The organism is Pseudoalteromonas rubra (assembly GCF_004212645.1).
GTDB classification, from domain to species: domain Bacteria; phylum Pseudomonadota; class Gammaproteobacteria; order Enterobacterales; family Alteromonadaceae; genus Pseudoalteromonas; species Pseudoalteromonas rubra_G.
Genome location: NZ_PPUZ01000031.1, coordinates 1 through 21,089 on the forward strand (window position 1 = coordinate 1; position 21,089 = coordinate 21,089).

Annotated in this window: 15 protein-coding genes; 11 read left to right on the top strand and 4 right to left on the bottom strand. The window is 47.2% G+C overall.

Annotated elements, in window-relative coordinates:
* Window positions 1-106 precede the first annotated feature (106 nt).
* The 5 genes from C3B51_RS10850 (at window position 107) to C3B51_RS10870 (ending at window position 8,923) form a co-directional block, all read left to right on the top strand.
* Window positions 107-2,101: a TonB-dependent receptor plug domain-containing protein gene (locus C3B51_RS10850; protein WP_130245054.1), complete on the top strand. Its 1,995-nt coding sequence runs from the start codon at window positions 107-109 to the stop codon at window positions 2,099-2,101.
* 251 nt (window positions 2,102-2,352) lie between these two features.
* A complete protein-coding gene (locus C3B51_RS10855) occupies window positions 2,353-2,850 on the top strand; it encodes a hypothetical protein (protein ID WP_130245055.1) in 498 nt (165 codons plus the stop codon).
* A gap of 414 nt (window positions 2,851-3,264) precedes the next feature.
* On the top strand, window positions 3,265-5,454 hold the full coding sequence (locus C3B51_RS10860; RefSeq protein ID WP_130245056.1) for a M4 family metallopeptidase: 2,190 nt from the start codon (window positions 3,265-3,267) through the stop codon (window positions 5,452-5,454).
* Between the two features lie 68 nt (window positions 5,455-5,522).
* Window positions 5,523-7,394, top strand: coding sequence for a M28 family metallopeptidase (locus tag C3B51_RS10865; protein WP_125718297.1), 1,872 nt, complete (start codon window positions 5,523-5,525; stop codon window positions 7,392-7,394).
* A gap of 77 nt (window positions 7,395-7,471) precedes the next feature.
* Entirely contained in the window at window positions 7,472-8,923 is a 1,452-nt protein-coding gene (locus C3B51_RS10870; RefSeq protein ID WP_130245057.1) for an SLC13 family permease, read from the top strand.
* Between the two features lie 105 nt (window positions 8,924-9,028).
* Here C3B51_RS10870 and C3B51_RS10875 read toward each other — a convergent pair whose 3' ends face one another.
* Complete coding sequence (locus C3B51_RS10875; protein WP_130245058.1) at window positions 9,029-11,056, bottom strand: hypothetical protein; 2,028 nt, start codon at window positions 11,054-11,056, stop codon at window positions 9,029-9,031.
* Between the two features lie 338 nt (window positions 11,057-11,394).
* Entirely contained in the window at window positions 11,395-12,126 is a 732-nt protein-coding gene (locus tag C3B51_RS10880) for a tetratricopeptide repeat protein (protein WP_125718290.1), read from the bottom strand.
* A 458-nt stretch (window positions 12,127-12,584) separates the two neighbouring features.
* On the opposite strand from C3B51_RS10880, the gene ppc reads away from it, so the two are divergent.
* The 3 genes from ppc (at window position 12,585) to cdd (ending at window position 16,718) form a co-directional block, all read left to right on the top strand.
* Window positions 12,585-15,218: a phosphoenolpyruvate carboxylase gene (gene ppc, locus C3B51_RS10885; RefSeq protein WP_130245059.1), complete on the top strand. Its 2,634-nt coding sequence runs from the start codon at window positions 12,585-12,587 to the stop codon at window positions 15,216-15,218.
* A gap of 182 nt (window positions 15,219-15,400) precedes the next feature.
* Window positions 15,401-15,769, top strand: coding sequence for a hypothetical protein (locus tag C3B51_RS10890; protein ID WP_046003436.1), 369 nt, complete (start codon window positions 15,401-15,403; stop codon window positions 15,767-15,769).
* Window positions 15,770-15,848: 79 nt separating this feature from the next.
* Window positions 15,849-16,718 carry a cytidine deaminase gene (gene cdd, locus C3B51_RS10895; RefSeq protein WP_125718286.1) on the top strand — a complete coding sequence of 290 codons (870 nt, stop codon included), beginning with the start codon at window positions 15,849-15,851 and terminating at the stop codon, window positions 16,716-16,718.
* Here cdd and udp read toward each other — a convergent pair.
* Complete coding sequence (gene udp, locus C3B51_RS10900; protein ID WP_046003438.1) at window positions 16,715-17,485, bottom strand: uridine phosphorylase; 771 nt, start codon at window positions 17,483-17,485, stop codon at window positions 16,715-16,717. The two genes, cdd and udp, sit on opposite strands and share 4 nt — an antisense overlap.
* Before the next feature lie 319 nt (window positions 17,486-17,804).
* Between udp and C3B51_RS10905 the strand changes: the two genes are divergently transcribed.
* The 3 genes from C3B51_RS10905 to C3B51_RS10915 all read left to right on the top strand — a co-directional run bounded on the left by C3B51_RS10905 (window position 17,805) and on the right by C3B51_RS10915 (window position 20,836).
* Window positions 17,805-18,584: a DUF2189 domain-containing protein gene (locus tag C3B51_RS10905; protein WP_046003439.1), complete on the top strand. Its 780-nt coding sequence runs from the start codon at window positions 17,805-17,807 to the stop codon at window positions 18,582-18,584.
* A gap of 283 nt (window positions 18,585-18,867) precedes the next feature.
* Window positions 18,868-19,980, top strand: a complete 1,113-nt coding sequence (locus tag C3B51_RS10910; protein ID WP_130245060.1) for an arginase family protein — start codon at window positions 18,868-18,870, stop codon at window positions 19,978-19,980.
* Between the two features lie 157 nt (window positions 19,981-20,137).
* Window positions 20,138-20,836 (top strand): transporter substrate-binding domain-containing protein, encoded by a 699-nt coding sequence (locus C3B51_RS10915; RefSeq protein WP_130245061.1) that lies wholly within the window; start codon window positions 20,138-20,140, stop codon window positions 20,834-20,836.
* Here C3B51_RS10915 and C3B51_RS10920 read toward each other — a convergent pair.
* Window positions 20,833-21,081: a VF530 family DNA-binding protein gene (locus tag C3B51_RS10920; protein WP_046003441.1), complete on the bottom strand. Its 249-nt coding sequence runs from the start codon at window positions 21,079-21,081 to the stop codon at window positions 20,833-20,835. The genes C3B51_RS10915 and C3B51_RS10920 overlap by 4 nt on opposite strands.
* Window positions 21,082-21,089 lie beyond the last annotated feature (8 nt).

The window sequence follows — 21,089 nt, forward strand, 5'->3', positions numbered from 1 at the left end:
AAATTTTTAACGCCGTTAGCGCCATATTTGCTACTTCAAATTGAACAAGTATTAAGTGAAATTGGTATAAGTGTTTAGCTGTCGTTGCGTCGTTGAGCGAAAGAATATGATGAAAAGCCTGCTACCTTTGAGCATCACTTTGCTCAGCCTGCCACTGTGTGCCCATCAGGAAGCGCTGTTCGAACTGACGTTTGAAGAGTTGATGGATGTAACGGTAGAGCTTGCCAGTAAAACCTCAGAGACGGCCCAGTCGGTCCCGTCCAGTGTGACATCGTTTTCCCAACAGCAGATCACTTTGCTAGGCATTCGCAATGTTTACGAATTGATGAACTTTGTGCCTGGTTTTCAGTCAACCCGGGGAGACTGGGTAGGCAGTGTACCCAAAGAGCATGCTCGTGGGGTCTATCTGGATAATGGTAACATTCTGGTGATGCTAAACGGGCAAAGGCTGAACGATGCGTCATTCGGTAAGGCATCGGTATATGCGCCTTTTATTCCGGTTGATGTGGTTGAAAAAGTCGAATTTATTCGCGGCCCGGGCTCTGCCTTGTATGGCAGTAATGCTTTTCTTGGCGTCATGAATATTGTCACGCGCCAGTCTGCACGCCAGGTACAAGTTGGAATTGGCTTGCATCAGAGCCGACAGGCATCCCTCAACTATAGTTATAGCCCAGACGCAGAGCGCACTTTTCACGCCAATATCAGTGGCTACAAAACGGCTGGGGAGACCTACACTGAACAGCAGCGCTCTCGCGATCCTCAGTCGAGCCTGTTTGTGGAGTTGGGAGGCCGCTGGGGTGAGTTCAGTGGCTCGGTTCACCTGACTCGAACTACATTGGATGAGTTTATGAACTTATCCAGCTACAGCGAGGACAACTTTCATACCAGTCGCAATATCGGGGCAACATTCAATCATCAGACAAACTTATCAGAAAAACTGGATAGCTATTTAACGCTGAGCTTTATTCGCCATGAGATTGACAGTGCCGGGTTAATAGCCACCGCTGAGGAGCTGGGACTACAGAACGACTTTTTTAATGGGCCAAAGTGGCGCTCAGAAGATCTAACCCTCAACTGGGATCTGGCTTATCAACATAAGGCAGATCTGACCTTGCATTGGGGTGTCGAGTACTCGCAGGAAGAGCAATCGAAAGCTGGAACTTATACCTCACACTTTGACCCTGTCAGCGGGGAGATTATTTTGCAAGATCAGTATTATCTTGGCGACATTAGGGGCCTGGATGAATTCGCGGCGTTCGATAGCCTGAAACAAGACTTTGACTCCTATGCGACATATGTGCAGCTAAAATACACGCTGAACGAAAAATTGACGGTTTTTACCGGGCTACGTTTTGATGAATTTATTGATATAGACAGCAAGTTATCGCCCCGGATAGCCACCATCTATCAGTTTGACCCACATCATGCATTTAAGCTGCAGTATGGCGAGTCTTTTCGTATTCCGGTCAGCAATGAGCTCAACTCGAATGATGACATCACCCAGGGGAATCCACAGCTCAAATCCGAGAATATTAAAACCACCGAGCTGGTCTGGAACATGGCCTACACCCGCTGGCAGCTTGACCTGGTGTTGTTTGAAAACCAGCTTGATGATTTCATTACGCTTGAGCCGGTCGATATGGCGCAAAGTCGCTTTACCTTTAACAATGTTTATGCAACGACCATGCAGGGGCTTGAAGTCAGTGCGTCCTTTGAGCTAAGCGACGCGACCTGGTTTAAGTTTAACTACACTCAGCATTTTGATGACCCATTCAGCGCCAGCTATAAACGCTTTGGCTCATGGCAGCTGAATCACCAGTTTGGCCACTGGCAGGTGGGCCTCAATGGTGTATGGCGTGCCCAGGTCAAAGTGTTCCCCACACTGATCCCTGATGACCCTGACTTTCGCCATTATGAACAAGCACCGCACTGGCTGATCGGAGGCACGCTCACCTGGCATCTTGCACCAAACAAACAGCTGAGATTAAAGGCTCAAAATCTGTTTGATAAGCAAACTAATGCCTTTGATCCCAGAGTATATGATGGTCGCGTGCCACAGCAAGGTCAGCAACTGTTGTTACAGTATTCTCAGTCATTTTAATCGAGCGTGGGCGTTTGTCTTGTTTGCTTGAGGCTTGTTCGTGTGCTTGTTGTCGGGAAAAGTGTTGCCGTAAACTCCCTTTTTGCAGGCCAATAAAAGCAATACGTCGCTTTAACCGTCCTGAGCTATGAGTCACAGAGAAACGGCTGTTTCTGACTCGTTTATTGAAACAGATCAAGTGTGACTATGCTGTGTTGCTCAACCCTCTTATAATATGCCGTACCTAAAGTATTTTATCCTTACTATTTGAAATGAAAAAACTTATCTATGCAATCTTATTGACTGCGCTGAGCGGCTGTTCATCTGTATCTCTTACCCCTGCTGTAAATCAGGTTTTGCCAAAGGTGACCTATGAAGGGAGGGGAAGTGCCGCAGGTCCCATGCTGGTGGGGGCGATGGGCCCTGTCGGTATTGCGGTCGGGTTTGCTATTGATGAGGGGATCGGTAAAGACATTGGCATGGCAATGGGCAAGTCAAAAGAGCAAGGCGTAAGGGCAATGGCCAATGCGATCGCTCAGCAATATCCCGATGTGGATACCGTAGCCATACAAAAGCTGGCTTTTAAGGCATTACGCGGTGATGATGATCTGGCCTTTGCAACGGTTGAACTGCATCTTGAGTCAACCGGAGAAGAAAAGTCATTATGCTTCAAAACTGAACCTGGCGATTTGTCTGAACTGAAGGAAACATCGCTCGGTTGGCAATTGATCACTAAAGCCATTATTGCACGCGATTTTTGCACACAATAACTGCAAGCGATACTTACATCTAATATTTGTGTGACAGGTGTAATTGGCAGAGAAAGCTGACGTTGTGAATAACCTTTAGGTGATGTTTTGTTATAGTATATCAATGTTGGTTTGACAACTCATAAGAGTAATCATAAAACGTAAAGAATACTCTAGGTGTAACAAAATCCTTACATTAGGGGCGTGGGAACCACGCCTGATCGTCCTGAGCTAATACTCAACTAAATGTAAATAAAGCTAATTTTAAATTCGGCTTGTATGTGAAATCAAAAACAATAAAAAGTTAACGAAAGTTTATTTTTTTAACATTATCACTAGTCTCTATGTTGCGTGTTCATGAATTGAGCGCATTGTGGGTGGGGGGGCAATCTCTCACTCGCACCTAAAACAACAAGTAATCATGGAGCAAATCAAGTGAAACTATCAAAAATAGCTTTGGCAACTGTTGCCGGATTGGTACTGGCGTCAGGCACCGCGAATGCCGCTCAAAAGCGCTTCTTAAATACCCACAATACCCTTTCATCAATGCTTGAATCTGGCGCACCAGCTGTGTTGTCTGCACAGCCGGAACAATTAATCGGCCTGGGGACAGACAACGCACTGGTCGAGATAAAATCCTATCCACATGCCAGTGGTGCCGTGACTAAGCGCTATCAGCAAATGTACAAAGGTCTGCCTGTGATTGGTGACACCGTCAGCCTGACATATGATGACGCCGGTGCGCTGAAGCGAGCACATGGTGCCGCTGTGTATGAAATTGCGGCTGATCTGGGGTCAGTCACCCCAAAACTGTCCATGCAGGCAATGCAGCGCAAACTGGAAGCGCAATTTGCGGCGCAACAAGGTGATGAAGAAGTCGCACTGGCCAGGCATAACGAAACCAGCCGACTAGGAGTTTGGCTTGACGAGCAGTCTACGGCTAGGTTGGTCTATGAGGTGACTTATGTCACCTATGGTAAATCGCCAGCACGCCCATACAAAATTATTGACGCGAACAGCGGTGAACTGTTGCTGGAGTTCGATAATATCCAGCATGCGAATGCGACCGGTCCCGGCGGCAACCAAAAAACAGGGCGTTATGAATATGGCACTGACTATGGTTATCTTGATGTTGCTCAGTCCGGCAATACCTGCACCATGAACAATGCCAATGTCAGAACTATCAACCTGAATCATGGTAGCAGCGGTACAGCTGCGTACAGCTTCACTTGCCCGGAAAACACCTACAAGGAAATCAATGGCGCCTTTTCGCCGCTCAACGACGCACATTACTTTGGTAATGTGGTGTTTAATATGTACAACGACTGGCTTGGCACTGCGCCATTGAGCTTTCAGCTGAAAATGCGCGTTCACTATGGTAATAGCTATGAAAATGCGTTTTGGGATGGCAGTGCAATGACATTTGGTGATGGAGGAACGCGTTTCTATCCTCTGGTTAGCCTGGATGTGTCGGCACACGAAGTCAGCCATGGTTTCACCGAACAAAACTCCGGACTGGTATATCGCTATAAATCTGGTGGTCTGAATGAAGCATTTTCTGATATGGCTGGTGAAGCGGCAGAGTTCTACATGAAAGGCAGTAACGACTGGATGGTGGGCGAGGAGATCTTCAAAGCGACAGGCGCGCTGCGCTATATGGACGACCCAACCAAAGATGGAAAGTCAATTGGCCATCAGTCAGATTACACTTCCAGCATGGATGTGCATCATAGCTCGGGGGTATTCAATAAAGCCTTTTATACCCTGGCAAATAAAACCGGCTGGGATACCAAAAAAGCGTTTATCGTCATGGCGAAAGCAAACCAGCTGTACTGGACGGCAAATACTGACTGGGATGCGGCAGGTAATGGCGTGATGGATGCTGCGTGCGATCTGGGCTACAACCATGAAGATGTGCAGGCTGCATTGGCCGTCGTCGGGGTGAACTCTCAGTTGAGTCCTGGCAGCACCTGTGGGACAACGGAGCCTCCAGTGGATGAATTGCTGACTAATGGTGTTGCGCGCACCGGGATCAGTGGCGCGTCAAAAGCGCAAAGTTTCTTCCGACTGGAAGTGCCGGCTGATGCGTCTAACTTGTCATTTGTGACAACTGGTGGCAGTGGCGATGCAGATCTGTATGTGAAATTCGGTAGCCGTCCGTCTTTGCAAACTTTTGATTGTAAGAGTACGTCTTCGAGCAGCAATGAAACCTGTAACATAGCGAATGTTCAGGCGGGTACGTATTACGTCATGGTTGAAGCATGGAATGCGATTTCTGGTGTGTCATTAACTGGCTCTTACAGCTCAGGTGGTACGGATACGCCCCCAATTGACCGCACGGAGAGTAATGTCTCAATTGGCTCCGGACAATGGACGCGCTTCACCCAGGATCTGACCGCTGGCTACTCCAACCTGACCGTTACCATCAATGGTGGCAGTGGTGATGCTGATTTATACGTGAGATACGGCAGCGAATCGACGCTCTCAACATATGACTGCCGCCCATATCGCAATGGCAATACGGAGAGTTGTACTTTCGATAATCCACAAGCTGGCACCTGGCACATCGATTTACGAGGCTATTCAGCTGCAAGTGATGTCACAGTAAATATTAAGGCCAATTAACGGTTAAACAAGGGAGCGAACGGCTCCCTTTTTTCTTTCTCATTCACTTTTTATAGAGGGGTGTTGCGATGACAGCTCAAAGACCCACGCGTGTGCCAGGCTTATTGGTGGCCGCGAATTTACTCTTTTTATCTCATGGTGTGGCATTTGCTAATGCTTCAGTGCAATCAGATAAACCCTGGATCACGATAGAGACGATGGCAGGGCAACATTATCAGTTACAGAATTTATTAACAGGTAAGCATATTAATGCTCAGGTGAGCACCATACCCGGTGTCAGCATAGCGCAGATAGGTGAATCAGAGCATGGCGAGTTAAGCCACTTTATGCATGAGCAGTATCACCGCTGCGGTGGATTTGTTGCGCATGCATCTAAAAGTGAGGCTGAGCTCTATCTGTCCCAGCTAAATCAGGCAATAAACAACCAGCCACAACAAGCCTACACCATAGACAACCCGGCTATGGCCAATGCCATGATCAACGAAATCAGTACAACCAGCCTGGATAGCACAGTAGCTAACCTGACTGCATTTCATAATCGCTACTATACCCAGCAAAGTGGTGTCGACGCGGCTCAATGGATCAAACAAAACTGGCAGAGCATCGCACAGTCCCGCAGTGACATAAGCGTTGATTATTACACCCACAGCTGGTCTCAATCTTCGGTTGTTGTGACCATTAATGGCGCCGAAAATGCCGATGAAATCGTAGTCATTGGTGGGCACCTGGACTCCATCAATCAGTCGAGCCCAAGTGCTGGCAGAGCGCCGGGCGCGGACGATAATGCGTCAGGTATTGCCGTGCTGACCGAGGCACTAAAGGCCTTAGTCGCAGCGGATTACAAGCCACAGCGGACCATTCAGATCATGGGCTTTGCGGCAGAAGAAGTGGGGCTCAGAGGGTCTAAAGCCATTGCCCAGGCCTATAAGTCTCAGGGGAAAAATGTAGTGGGTATGGTGCAGTTTGATATGACGGGCAATAACGGAAGCACTCAGGACATCACTATGATGACTGACTACACCAACAGTGGTCAGAATCAATTCTTGTCGCAGCTCCTTGATGCTTACTTACCTAATTTAAGTTACGGCTATGATCAATGTGGCTATGGCTGTTCGGATCATGCTTCCTGGTATCAGCAAGGGTTTGCGGCGTCTATGCCATTTGAATCTCGCATGTCTGAGATAAACCGCAAGATACATACCAGCAACGATACGTCTTTTGATGCCACACATGCCAGTAAGTTTGCCAAACTAGCGGTCGCCTATTTGGCTGAGATGGGCAAAAATGCGGGAGATCTGCCACCGCCGGATCCGGGTAAGCTGCAAAATGGTGTGCCAAGAACGGGGATCAGTGGCGTCGCCAAATCGCAACATGACTTTTCTCTCGAAGTACCTGGCGGAAGTAACAATTTGGTATTCACAACATCAGGCGGCTCAGGGGATGCCGATCTGTATGTCAGATATGGGTCGAAACCAACACTGCAAACCTATGACTGCAAGAGTACAAACTCCAGTAGTGCTGAAACCTGTACCATTAATACGGTTAACGAGGGCACTTACTATGTCATGGTTGAAGCCTGGAACGAGATTCAGAATGTTACCCTTGTGGGCGAGTATCAGCAGGGTGGAACAACGCCAACGCCAATTAATCGTAGCGAATCTGACCTATCTGTGGCACAAGGGGGCTGGATTAATTTTTCGCAACAGCTGGAAGGTAATTACCAGTCGTTAACTGTCACTTTGTCAGGTGGCGTAGGGGATGGTGACCTTTATGTAAAACACGGCGCTGAGGTGGGAGATAACAGTTTTGATTGCCGCCCCTATAAAAGTGGTAACTCAGAAACCTGTACCTTTAGTACGCCAAATGCGGGCAACTGGTATATAGGCATCAAAGGCTATCAAAGTGCCAGTGGTATGACGTTGTCAATAACGGCACAGTAGAAAGATTTTCCATACTCTGTACTTATTTTACTGGCATAATACCCAGCGAGTGTTAAATCCAGGTAAAAAAATAAGTAATGGATAATTTGAAGAAATCAAAACTCTGGACCGACAGATTGTGTTTGCTGCTCGGTCCTGCTTTTATGTTGCTAACCTGTGTAACAGCCGCGCCCGAGGGGATGAGTACAGAAGCCTGGCGCACAGCTGGCCTTGCCTTGTGGTTAGGAATTTGGTGGGTGAGCGAAGTCGTGCCCATACCTGCTACTTCTTTGGTTCCTCTGCTGGTGGTCCCTCTGTCCGGGATCAATGACATTAAATCCGCGTCAAGTTTGTATGCGCACCCGCTGATCTTTTTGTTCCTGGGCGGCTTTTTGATCTCCATCGCCATGGAAAGGTGGCAGCTACACAAGCGTATCGCTTTGCATACTATGTTACGCAGCGGTAATAACCCCAGAACCCAAATTCTGGCAATGATGCTGGTCAGCGGGTTTTTATCTATGTGGATCAATAACACTGCAACGACATTAATGATGCTGCCGATTGCCCTGTCGGTGATCCATGTACTCAAAGATAATCAGTCTCAGGATAATAATTATGGTATTGCTCTGCTGCTGGCGATAGCCTACAGCGCGAGCCTTGGTGGCGTTGGAACTATAATAGGTACAGCGCCGAACGCGCTGATGGTTGCTTACCTGTGGGAAAATTATCAGATTAAAATTGGCTTTGCACAGTGGATGGTGATGGCGGTCCCTTTCACATTTGGCATGATCTTACTGTGCTGGATGTGGCTGACACGCTTTGCGTTTAAAGTACAAACAACCACCAGTGATACCAACCTGACCCAGATTTTTAACAAGCAACTAAGTGAGCTTGGCCGTATGAGCCTGGCCGAAAAAAATGTTCTGCTGGTGTTTGTTTTTGCTGCCGTAAGTTGGATCAGCCGCCCATATCTTGCCAGTTGGACGGGTTTAGATATCACAGATACCGGGATTGCCATGGCCGCTGCGTTACTATTATTTGTGCTCCCGGCAAAGCGGGGGAGTGATACGCGATTAATGGATTGGCAGGCGGCGCAGCAGGTACCCTGGGGGATCTTATTACTGTTTGGTGGTGGACTAACACTCGCATCACAAATCAAAGGTTCTGGTCTGGCCGAGTACATTGCCAACATGCTGGCCGGTGCCAGTGCAATACCTTTGGTATTGGGTGTGTTGGCAGTTGCGGCACTTATCACTTTTTTAACTGAGCTGACTAGTAATACGGCGACGGCTGCGGGGTTTTTACCTTTGCTTGGCCCGGTTGCTGAACAAATTGCCGGTACGCCACTTATCTGGGTCATACCAGCTGCAATGGCGGCAAGCTGTGCCTTTATGATGCCGGTCGCGACACCGCCCAATGCAATTGTATTTGGTTCTGGTGAGATAAAAATCCGCGATATGATCAAGGCAGGGTTTGTCATGAACCTATTTGCGATTGCGGTCATCACAATATTGACTATGCTGGTGGGCAGCAAGCTGTTTGGGTATTAGGTTGGTTAGTTGGTTTTAAGTTGATAAAAAAACAAGCCGCATTTGCGGCTTGTTCTGTTTATGGCGATTATAACACCTTGATTGTAAGGTGACTTAGACTCGTCCTTACTGAATAGGTAAGGTCAAAGTGCCAGTTTTAATCGTCTTATCACCCTTAAGCTGCAGCTTATAGGCAAACGTTATGTCGTTTGTGGAAGTTGACGTGTTGTCACCTAGGTAATAAACATCAGTCCGTACACGTAAATAGTTGCCGTTTGTCAGCGTTGTACCCGGGTTCAGCTCCGTATAATTGTGAGGATATACAATTTGCTCGTTGTTTGCGAGCTGGTGTACGCGTGCGACATCTGTGTTCCAAGTGTTTATCCGGCCGTCTTCGACGACGGTGACATCTCTGTTAAGGTCATACTGCTCACCATTTTCTGTATATCCAGTATACTGAATGCTAAAGTGCTCTACGTTCGCAAAGTTAATCGGCATAAATAAATAGGTAGGGTTATAGCTTTGCGTATCGCTGCTGCTCTGACCCGCTGAATTCTTAGTCAGAATGAGCTTGCCGTTTTTCCTGAAGTTATCGTTGTCAGCGACAATTGAGTCAAGACTGAAGTCACTGTCTGTCTGAACAAAGGTATAACCTGTGCTGTAACCAATGCTTTCTGTCTCACCTGATGCCAGGTTTTGTACTTTGTTTAGTTTTATCGAGTATGACCTACCGACCTCAAGAGGGGCGTCCGGTGAAATTTTCAAGCGTGTGTTATTTAAGTCCGTTGATGTACTTACAGCAACCGTTACTGGCTGAGCAACAACAGTGGTCAGGCCATCTTCACTGCTGATTGTGACATCCTGGTTCTTTTGTACTTCAATAGAATCGGCTTCAACAGCGACAGGCACGTTGAAGTAAATGGCTGCATGATCTTCCGCTGTACGCATGCCTTTGGTATTCAATACAGACACCGATGTTTCTTCAACCAGGTTATCAGTTACTTTAACAACCAGGTTGAGTGTGTTGTCTACCAGGTCAACTCTGTTGTAATTACCATTGATCTCTACGCCGTATGATCCATTTTGCTCGTCATAACTTTGAATATTCACAGTTGAGCCATTGAATACAACATCCCCTTTAATAAAGCTTGGGATCTGCAATGTTAATTGGCCAAAGTACTTTGCATCTAATTCGTACTGCATTGTTTCTGCGTTCAGTGTGGCGAATTTTGCCCCCATATCGTTGCCTTGTGCAACAATACGGTCGACTTCAATCACATTGCCGTCACTATTTAGAACCGTTAGCGCCAGCTTATAGGCTTGTTGCTTGACTGGCTCTAAGTAGAAATTGTCAGTGTCAGTGACGTTGTCTGCTGAAACCAGGGTCATTGTCTCAGCGTCAAAGTTGAAAGGTGCAAACTCTGGACGGTAATCCGCGATTTTATCTGCGTTAATGTCTGCCTGGTAAAGTAGCGCAGATGGCAAGTCTTTTGCCAAAGTGATTTGGTATACGCTTTTCTCTTCATTGAATACCGCTTTTTGACTATATTCTTTAGTCATTTGTTCCAGATACGCATCACGCGGGCGACGGTTGCCTACCATAGTATCGTCAGCCACTATGTCTGCTGCCCAGATTGAAAGTGCCTTAAGGCCTTCACCTGTGCCAGATTCCTGAACAGTAAATTCTTTGGTGTAACCAGCTGAAACTTCAAGGTCAAGTAAGTCAAAAGACTCTTCACGCGTGATGGTAGAATAGGGGGTAGAAACAGCAAAGTAACGTGTTACAAACGCATCGCTCGCACTGGCTACCTTGACTAGCACTTCATGTCCGGCTGGCAGTTTGGCTACAGAAAATTGTCCCTGCTCATCGACGCTGCCCGACTCTCGCCATTGCCCGTCAACTAAAACGCTAATGGTTGCATCGCTGGCTGAAGCGCCTTCTGACACACTGACGACTTTACCTGTTAGAGTGATTGGCGCCTGAGTGATTTCGTGCTGCTGCTTTGCGAGATCAAGTTGTTCCTGAATGATAGAGTTTTGTTGTTCGACCTGCTCTGCCAGCTTTTTACTGTCATCATTATCTTCAACTTCCAGACAGCCTGTTAATGCAAAACACGTGGCAATACCAAGAGCGACTTTCGAATATTTAAACATCCATATGTCCTTTTTTTACTTTTATTAATTACTAAATTGTCCCGATCTCGGGTTGGCGCGGATTAAATCATATTAGAGGGTAGAAATCTTCTTGCGGTAACATTAAATGACAAAATTATTATTTTGTTACAGCTGGTTATCTTTAAATTAAATATCCAGGTACATTTTTATGTTTTTGTTCATTCTCTTGTTCTGTACATGGTATGCGGCTCAGAGGCGCTCCTGTATGGTACTAACTGCGGCGTCCAAGTGTAAACTCGGGGGGAAGGTTTAAGCGTTGGTGTATTGGCAATCCGCAGAATTGGCTCTGCACTCATGCGGATTGCTTGTTCTTTCTGCTAGTCTTCGGTGATCTGGGAACCGGCGATATAGGTACCAGCCTGAATCTTATGATAGATGGTATCGGCAATTTCCTGAGCATCCTCACGCTCAGAGCGTGACATGCTCTGTTCATCTAACCTGCGGCTGGTGGATGCCGGGCGATAACCGTTATACTCGGCGAGCGTATTCCAGATGTATGAGCGCTGGATGTTTTTCTCTCCACCGAGGCCCTGATAATAAAGTAGCGCAAGGTTAAACATAGCCAGTGTATAGTTGTTGGCGGCGGCGCGCTCGTACCAGAATCTGGCCCCGCTGTAATCTTGGGTCACACCATCGCCATTGGCATACATCACGCCCAGGTTAAACTGTGCGGCAGGTAAGTTCTTTTTCGCTGCCGACATAAATAGGTCAACTGCTTTCTGTTTATCGATTTTTACGCCCTGGCCTTGATCGTACATAACGGCCAGTGAAAACATCGCGTCGGCACTGCCCAGCTTGACAGCCTGCTGCATCAGCTCAGCCGCTTTATATGGGTTTCTGGGTACGCCATATCCACCCTCATACATTTTGGCCAGCTCGTAGATGCCCGGTGCATACCCCATATCAGCCAGATATTTGAATTCTTTCAGGGCGATATCAAACTGTCCGGCATTTGCTGCTGCAATACCTTCTTCAAGCCCGGCTTGCGCAACGGGTGTGTTGACAAGCAGACCCGCAAAGGCCAGTGCGTAAGTAAGTTTTTGCCACATGTGCGTTCTCCTTCAAAACCGAAGTTGTGTATCACCAGATCCAAGTGCTGAGTATAGCACTGTGACGCTATTCTGGTTTGTAACTTTGCCAAATGAGTAGTATAAGCGATTGAAGAGAAATAAAAAAAGCCCTTTCGGGCTTTTCTGTTACATATCAACCGTCACTGATATGAGCAATGTAGCAAGTAAATGAGTACGTGAGCCAATTTCCCCTGTGAAAAGTCCTTGGCAGATCAACGTTAATGAAGCCGGAAACGGAGAATTGAGCAACGAGGTGTTCTGGTCTTCATTGAGAATGATTATCACTAACATGTCGTGCAATGTCAATAGTAAATGATAATTAATTGCGTTTGTGGGTTTTTATAACTTTTCGCTTCTGCTTGTCATCAAAGTATCTTTTCTTTTTTACTGTAGAGTCAGTATATTGGAATGAGTGAAAATTGTTCAGGGAGCATGTTATGCAACAGCAATATACAGAATTGAAACGAAATGTGAGTCTGCTGGGTGAGTTGCTGGGCACCACCATTGCCCACTCTCAGGGGTCAGAAGTACTCGAAAAAGTGGAGTTGATCCGCCATTTGGCTAAATCATCTCGCGGTGGCGACACGCAGGCCAGAGAGACGTTAATTGAAACACTGCAATCTTTACCTGATGAAGAGCTGCTGCCAGTCTGTCGTGCATTCAGCCATTTCCTTAACCTTGCCAACGTCGCCGAGCAGCAACATACAATTTCCGATGCAGGCTGTCCGCAAGGCCCGTTCGATACCCTGCAAACCACTCTGTCTGAGATCACCAATAAAGTGAATCAGGGCAGCACAGATCAGCACAAGGTCTCACAGGTTATCGAAAACCTGTCTATTGAGTTAGTACTCACCGCGCATCCTACCGAAGTCACTCGCCGTACGCTGATCAGCAAGCATGTGGAGCTGAGCGATTGTTTATCTGAGCTTGGGGCATGTCAGGATAATGGCCTGTGTCGCAATGAGGTCATCGCGCGAATTGAGCAGTTGATCTGTCAGGCATGGCACACCAATGAAATCAGAAATAAGCGACCAACGCCACTGGAAGAAGCGAAGTGGGGGTTTGCGGTCATTGAAAACAGTCTGTGGGATGCGGTGCCTAAATTTACCCGAACACTTACACAGCTTGCGCAAGGGCAGCTTGGTATCACGCTCCCTGAGGACTATGCTCCTGTGAGTCTGGCTTCCTGGATGGGGGGAGATAGGGACGGTAATCCCAATGTGACTGCTGAGGTGACCCAGAGCGTGTTAGATCATGGTCGCTGGATGGCACTGGACTTGTACTATCGTGATTTAGATGTGCTAAGCTCCGAGTTGTCGATGGCCCCCGCGAATGAGGCGCTCAAAGCGCTGACCGGGGATCACCCTGAACCTTATCGCGCACTCCTTAAGCAGCTTAAAGCTGATATCAATGAAACAATCTTGTTTTTAGAGCATAAAATAAAGTCCCGGCCCAGTTCCTACCAGGATAAGATCCGCTCAACTGCACAACTGATGACGCCATTAAGTGTGTGCTATTCTTCACTCACAGAATGTGGCATGGAAGTGGTCGCCAATGGTATGTTGCTGGACGTGATGCACAGGCTCAGATGCTTTGGGGTACAGTTGTGTAAACTGGATATTCGTCAGGATTCAGGGCGCCACAGCGATGTACTGTCTGAAGTGACCCGATACCTGGGGCTGGGAGATTATGCCCAATGGTCTGAGCAGGATAAACAGGCATTTTTACTCTCTGAGCTTTCGTCACGGCGTCCCTTGTTGCCCAAACACTGGCAACCCAGCGAGGAAGTGCAGGAGGTGCTGGATACGTTTTCTGTTATTGCCGCGCAGGACCGGGCTGCGCTTGGGATCTATATTATCTCAATGGCCAGAGAAGCGTCAGACGTGCTGGCGGTAGAGCTGTTGTTACAAGAAAGTGGCTGCCCGTTCAAGCTACCTGTAGCACCGCTCTTTGAAACCCTGGACGACCTCAATCACGCGCAGCAGGTTATGCAGCAGCTATTCGACTCCAGTTGGTATAAAGGTCATGTAGGCCAGCAGCAGTATGTCATGATTGGCTATTCGGATTCTGCCAAAGACGCTGGCATGATGGCTGCGGGCTGGGCACAGTACCTTGCCATGGAGCAACTCATTGAAGTAGGGGATAAGTATCAGGTTGAGATGCATTTGTTTCATGGCCGTGGTGGCACCATTGGACGGGGTGGGGCACCAGCGGCGCAGGCGCTGCGTTCTCAGCCTCCAGGCTCTTTGAGCCATGGTTTAAGGGTCACAGAGCAAGGCGAGATGATCCGCTTTAAATTTGGCCTGACACCGGTCGCTATCCAAAGCCTGTCACTATACGCCAGTGCGATTATCGAGAATAACCTTTATCCGCCTCCGCAACCTAAAGCGGACTGGCGTGCAGCCATGGCACTGTTGAGTGAGCACTCGTGTAAACAGTACCGGGATTTTGTTCGCGGCAATGCCGATTTTGTGTCCTATTTTAGGGCTGCAACACCGGAAATTGAACTGGCAAAGCTTCCTTTGGGGTCTCGCCCGGCTAAGCGTAAGCCGCAGGGCGGAATTGAGAGCCTCAGGGCTATCCCCTGGATCTTTGCCTGGAGTCAGAACCGCTTGATGTTGCCGGCATGGCTGGGCGCGCTGGCCGGCATTCAGAGTGTTGTGAAGGCCTATGGTGAGGGACTACTGGGCGAAATGAGTGAGCAGTGGCCGTTTTTCAGAACTCGCCTGGAAATGCTGGAAATGGTGTTTTGTAAAACCGATTTATGGCTGAGTGAATACTACGATGCGCGTCTTGTACCTGCTGAGTTACAGCCACTGGGAGAGTCACTGCGCAGCGAATTGAAAGAGGCGACCCGGCTTATCAAAAAATACGCGCCAAAGGGATCTTTGCTGTCTGCACAGCCTTGGATCCGCGAATCAATCGAGCTGCGCAATCCTTACACCGATCCACTGAATGTACTGCAAGTAGAGTTGCTTAAACGGACCCGAGAGAAAGCCAACCATGAACTCGACAGTGCACTGATGATCACCATGATGGGGATTGCAGCTGGGATAAGAAATACAGGTTAATTTCATTTCTCGAAATAACGAGTTTATTCTGCAGCAACAAAAACCAATCCTTATGGGTTGGTTTTTTTATTTTATCTGGTTTTTTATGGTTGGTTTGTTGACATCAATTCTTAATTAACTAGAATCCCCTGCTACCTTGTAAATGCGCTTCACGTTAATTAAAGCAATAGTCAGAGGCTGAAATGTCAACGCTTTCAACCAGTATCACTTATGATGAAACCACCACCCTGATCATGATGACCCTCAGAGGCAAAGCAGGAGTGGATGATGTTGTTAATGCCTATAAGGCGGCTAACAACTATGCCAGCAAACACCAAAGTAGTAAGTTACTGGTAGATGTGTCTGAGCTGGAACACAGGTTTGCAGCAATTGACGTGGTTAATATCATGCCTAAAGTGGCTCACCATGTTAAAAACATGAAGATTGCTCGGGTCGTGGGCATTGAAGGGTTTATGCATGACTTGTTTCTTCAAAAGGTGCAACGTTTTGGTATTCATGCTGAGAACTTTGAGTGCTTCAAAAGTGCCAAGGAATGGTTGAGTAAAAGCTGATTCAGGCGTAAACTGGTCTGCCATGAAACAAGCGTAAAACACGCTGTGCAGGCTTTACCTGCGCGAATAATAACGACATATGGTAGATACTGACAACAAGCTGAATCCTTCCGTACTGGAAGTATGTAAAACCGCCAGAGGCGTATTAAACACCGCTCTTCAAAATCACATTCAAACCTTACTCGGTTGCAGTAAAGCACAGTTAGGGCAAGCGTTATTACCATACGCAGCTAGCTTTGCTCAGGCACCAATTTCCTCTTTTTTGGTCGGCGCTGTGGCGTATGATAAGCATAGCGATCATTACTTTTTGGGTGCTAACCTGGAGTTTTCACATCAGGCGCTCTCATTGGTGGTACATGCCGAGCAGGCCGCTATCAACAATGCCTGGTTAAATGGGGCTAAGGAAATTTCCAGCCTGGATATCACCGCTGCACCCTGTGGCTACTGCCGTCAGTTCATGAATGAACTGAGTAATGCCAAGAAACTTAAGATCACACTGCCGAGCGGACAGACTTCGTTATCTCAGCTGCTACCGGGAGACTTTGGGCCGACAGATTTGGGCAATCAGGAGTCACTGTTCAACAGTGCGCCAGTCAATATTATAAATGCGCACGGGCTTTCCAGTGAGCTTATCAGTCATTTGACCCAAGTCTATGCGCCTTATACAAACAACATTGCCGCTGCTGAGCTGGTAATGACCGATGGTACGCGTTTTTATGGCCGTTATGTTGAGAATGCGGCGTATAGCCCAAGCCTGTCGCCCATGCAAAGCGCACTGAGTCAGCTGGCAATGAGTGGCCAGATATTAGCTGAGGCCAAAATTGAGCGAGCCACTTTGGTGGAAACAAAAGGGAGAGAGAATCAGCGCGCGGTCACAGAGGCGGTGATAAGCAGCTTTAACGAGGCGCTAGAGCTGCAATATTATCAGGTAGACACAAAGCAGGCTTAAGCCTGCTTTGTTTTTTCCAGTACCAGCTCTGCGGCTTTGATAACCACAGACACTGCATTTTTTTCAACTAGCTGATGATCGACGTTCGGAATTTCCTGACGGGTGCGGTTTACTAGTACGCCTGCGACACACGCTGCTTTTAAGCCCAGCGCCGCACACATAGTGAATAGCGTTGCAGATTCCATCTCGTAGTTCATCACATTGAGCTTTTGCCATTCCTCACATGAGCCCTGAAATGCTTTTGGCACATAACCTGAGAAAGTATCATAACGCTCCTGGCCCGGATAGAAGGTGTCGCTCGAAGCGGTAATACCTGTGTGATAGGTAACACCCAATTGATCACACGCTTCGACCATAGCTGCGGTACAATGGAAATCTGAAACTGCCGGGTACGCAAGTGGCGCAAAATGCTGACTGGCACCGTCAAGGCGCACAGACGCCGTGCTGACCAGGATATCGCCTTCGTTAATATGTGGCTGGATAGCACCAGTTGTGCCGATGCGCAGGAAAGTATTTACACCAAGTTGAGCCAGCTCTTCTACAGCAATTGAGGTAGAGGGGCCGCCAATACCGGTTGAGCAAATGACAATGGATTGGCCCTTGATATCGCCAAGATAGACGTGAAATTCACGTGTCTGAGCTAAACATTTAGGGTTATCGAGTTGTGAAGCAATACGCTCTGAACGTTTAGGATCGCCAGGTACGATAGCCAGTGTTGCACCGTTAAGATCTGCTTTCGAAAGACCCAGGTGAAATACCTTTTCCATAAATAAACCTTGTATAGTTCTAAAGCCCAATGGTCAGTTTTACCTGCATTTAAGTACAGGACGAATGTCCTTATACTGGCTTTTGGGCGTTACAATTATGTTTTTCAATCCAGAATATTATCCAGAGCAGAGAAAAACCCGTCGTATTAAGTGTAATGCTACCTGAAACAAAGAGTTGCTAATTAATTACCGGTAAGATAGCGGCGCACTTATGGGGCTAATTGTAACGCTTGAATCCATTCAAATTAACCGATTGCTTGCAACATTGTCGACTGTCTTCTAAACCTTAATAAGGAGAAGCAAATGGGGAATACCTACTATGCCTGCAACACAATCGATAGACAAGCACACCGAGTTTGCCCGCTGTTTTGAAAGCAACAAGTTAAGCCCCTTTGTGGCGTTTCACTGGCTTGCACTCGCATTTAAAGACATCGCCAGAGCACCGTTACTAAGTCTGATATATGGACTGGTTTTTACAACGATCCCCGCAGCCATAATGTGGCTTGCGTTTGAAGTGGAAACCCACTTGGTTATTCTGCCCGCAGCTGTTGCATTTGCCTTAATAGGCCCAGCATTTGCTGCCGGCTTGTATGATGTGGCGTGGGAACTTGAAAAGGGCCATAAACCAACGTTAAGCCACAGTCTTAAATCTATGTTCAGAAACCCGGCCGGAGAGTGGGGTTTTGCCATTTTGCTGATGGTGATTATGATTGTCTGGATGAGGTTAGCAGCTCTGATCCATGCACTGTACCCGAATGTACCTAACCCAAACTTTGAGCAGCTGTCGGCCTTTTTAGGGCTGGGCACGTTAGTTGGTGGCATATTGGTTGTCACTGTGTTTGCCATTTCCGCGTTTACACCTCAGATTATGATGGAGCGCCGTGTCGATATTATGACTGCTGTGGTGTCTTCAATACATGCAGTTAAATCTAACGTTGCAGCCATGATAGTGTGGGGGGCAACCATAGGTGTGCTGGTGATTGTGGGTTTTTTGACTGGTACAGCCGGATTTATCGTGATCATGCCGTTACTGGCCTATGCAAGTTGGCACGGTTATATCGCGACGATTAAGACTAAAAAACCGAGAAAATACGAATAAGCAAACACTTAGCCTGCATATTCAACCGCCCATGCTGCGCTTGGCAGCAGCAGGGCGGTTGACTTATCTCCCAGCCATGTTATACCAGCTTCAGCAAAGTATATTTTAGTATTTAAAAGTCCACACTATTTTCTTAACTATTTGAAATTAAATGGTTAATTTGATTTGTTCGCGAGTTGTACTCAAAGCTTAAGGTTAGTTTATCCAAATAGCAGCGTAGATCTGACAATAAATCTATAAGTAACGGTGTGGCATGTTTATGCAGTTGACTGAGGAGGTCTCAATGAGTGATAGCAAAGCAAAATTTCATCAGAAAATAGAAAACTGTCTGTGTCCACCGGGCGATGGTGTTTTTACCGTCAACACAGCAAAGGAAAGAAAAGCGGCGCTGCGTGAAAAGTTGTATGGACAGACAGAAAACGTTGAACCTCTTTGGAAAGCATCATTAAACACATTAGGCGAGAGTGAACACAAGGCGGCTATTTTAGGGATCAGCTCTGACTGTGGTGGTGGGATCCTCAGAGGTGCGAACTGGGGACCATTGTTTCTTCGTTCGACTTTGTTGACCGAGCAACCACAAGTTAGTGCGTTTGATTTAGGTGATGTACGCGTTATTCCTCACTTGCTTCACGATAAGTATTTAAACGAGGGAACAATCAGCAACTGTCAGAAGGCACTTTATCAGGATGAAAACAGTGAGTATCACGTTTCTCCACTGTCTATCACTGAAGATGTATGTGACGGTTTTTATGCTCATTATCCTGAAAAGGGTATCTTCGGGATCGGTGGCGACCACTCAATTAGCTACCCACTTACGAAAGCTTACCTGAAAGCGAAACGTGAGCAGGGTAAGCGTACGGCTATTATTCATTTCGATGCGCACACCGATTTGCTGGTTGAGCGTTTAGGGATTGATCTGTGTTTTGGTTCCTGGTGTACGCATATTCTGGAGTTTTTGCCTGCGCCCCACCATTTGATCCAGTTTGGGATCCGTTCAAGCGGCAAGAGTAAGCAACACTGGGAGTCAACGTTTGGCGTTAAGCAGCATTGGGCTCATGAAATCCGCGAACAAGGTGCCGACGCCATCGTTGAGCAGGTAATCAAGCAGCTTAAAGAAGACAAAGTTGATGAACTTTACGTGAGTTTCGACATAGATGCGTTAGATGAACAGTTTGCTGCTGCAACTGGCACGCCTGAGTCTGGCGGTATGACACCGGATGAGGCAATGACCATTCTGACTGCGCTAAGCAAAGAGTTCCCTATCACCGGTGCTGATATGATGGAGATTGCACCATTCACTGATAGCTCTTTGGCAGGTCAGTCGAGTTCTGAAACAACGCTGCGCGAAGGTGCGAAGTTGTCAGCTTTCCTGATTGATGCCATGAATAAAGGCTAAACTAACCATCAGAAGGAGGGCTTCGGCCTTCTTTCTTTGTTTTATACAATTTGTTTTATCCTAACTTGTCAAAAATTTAACTACCTTTGTATTCACAGCATTCGAATAGTTTCCTATATTAAAAAATGCGGTCTAAATAGTTCATAAGGAGCGATGCTTGGTACGCTGGTTTGTTTATGCGTGGTTGATGTTGGGTAGCGCAGGTGCAAATGCCTATACACTGACTTTAGTTACTGAGAATTTCGCACACTTTCAGTATGTGAATGGAGAGGGTGAGCTGGTCGGTCACGCAGCTGAAAAGGTGATGGCTGTACTCAATGAAGCACAGGTTGATTATCAGTTGAGCATTGATAACTGGAGCACGTCTTATAACAGCGCTCAGCGCGACGCAAATACGTGTATATTTTCTATCGCTAAGAGTGAGCAGCGTACTGAGCTATTCTCATGGGTGTTCCCCATCGGCGCCTTTACAACCTCATTTTATGCGCTCAAGACGGCAAATATTCGCATCGACTCTCTGGAGCAGGCGAGGCAGTATAAGATTGCGGTCATCCGTGACAACTTTAGCCATCAATATTTGAAGAGCCAGGGGTTCGTGGAAGGCCAGCAACTGCTTTTGATCCAGTCTTTTGATAAGGTATTTCAGCTACTGGCTACGCGCAGAAACATTGTTGATCTGGTGATATTGAGTGACGCTCAGTTCGAGCATAAGAGCAAGAGTGAGCCCTTAAGCCGTGAGCTTGAACCGGTGATGACGATTGACAATATGAACACTCAGCTCTATTTTGCCTGCAACAAAAAAGTGCCTGAGCGGATCATCAAACGTATTCAGGCTGCCTACCAACGCCTGTACTAAGGCTTTTTAATCTCCGGCCAGCTAAAACCATGGAATGTATCCAAATAGAGCTGCTCAACTTTTTCTCTAGCCCACGGTGTTTTACGAAGAAACTTAAGGCTCGATTTGACTGACGGATCCTTCTTGAAACAATTGATATTGACCGCTTCAGCCATGGCTTCCCACCCAAGTTGCTCAACCAGACGCTCGACTATGTCTTGAAGCTTTATACCATGTAGAGGGTTATTAGGTTGTGATTCGCTCATACTGCTTA

Excerpts from the sequence above, each read along its gene's own strand:
- C3B51_RS10865 (WP_125718297.1), top strand. The coding sequence starts at position 5,523 with ATGACAGCTCAAAGACCCACGCGTGTGCCAGGCTTATTGGTGGCCGCG.
- ppc (WP_130245059.1), top strand. The coding sequence starts at position 12,585 with ATGCAACAGCAATATACAGAATTGAAACGAAATGTGAGTCTGCTGGGT.
- C3B51_RS10890 (WP_046003436.1), top strand. The coding sequence starts at position 15,401 with ATGTCAACGCTTTCAACCAGTATCACTTATGATGAAACCACCACCCTG.
- C3B51_RS10875 (WP_130245058.1), bottom strand. The coding sequence starts at position 11,056 with ATGTTTAAATATTCGAAAGTCGCTCTTGGTATTGCCACGTGTTTTGCA.
- C3B51_RS10920 (WP_046003441.1), bottom strand. The coding sequence starts at position 21,081 with ATGAGCGAATCACAACCTAATAACCCTCTACATGGTATAAAGCTTCAA.
- C3B51_RS10855 (WP_130245055.1), top strand. The coding sequence starts at position 2,353 with ATGAAAAAACTTATCTATGCAATCTTATTGACTGCGCTGAGCGGCTGT.
- C3B51_RS10850 (WP_130245054.1), top strand. The coding sequence starts at position 107 with ATGATGAAAAGCCTGCTACCTTTGAGCATCACTTTGCTCAGCCTGCCA.
- C3B51_RS10870 (WP_130245057.1), top strand. The coding sequence starts at position 7,472 with ATGGATAATTTGAAGAAATCAAAACTCTGGACCGACAGATTGTGTTTG.
- C3B51_RS10880 (WP_125718290.1), bottom strand. The coding sequence starts at position 12,126 with ATGTGGCAAAAACTTACTTACGCACTGGCCTTTGCGGGTCTGCTTGTC.
- udp (WP_046003438.1), bottom strand. The coding sequence starts at position 17,485 with ATGGAAAAGGTATTTCACCTGGGTCTTTCGAAAGCAGATCTTAACGGT.
- C3B51_RS10910 (WP_130245060.1), top strand. The coding sequence starts at position 18,868 with ATGAGTGATAGCAAAGCAAAATTTCATCAGAAAATAGAAAACTGTCTG.
- C3B51_RS10905 (WP_046003439.1), top strand. The coding sequence starts at position 17,805 with ATGCCTGCAACACAATCGATAGACAAGCACACCGAGTTTGCCCGCTGT.
- cdd (WP_125718286.1), top strand. The coding sequence starts at position 15,849 with ATGGTAGATACTGACAACAAGCTGAATCCTTCCGTACTGGAAGTATGT.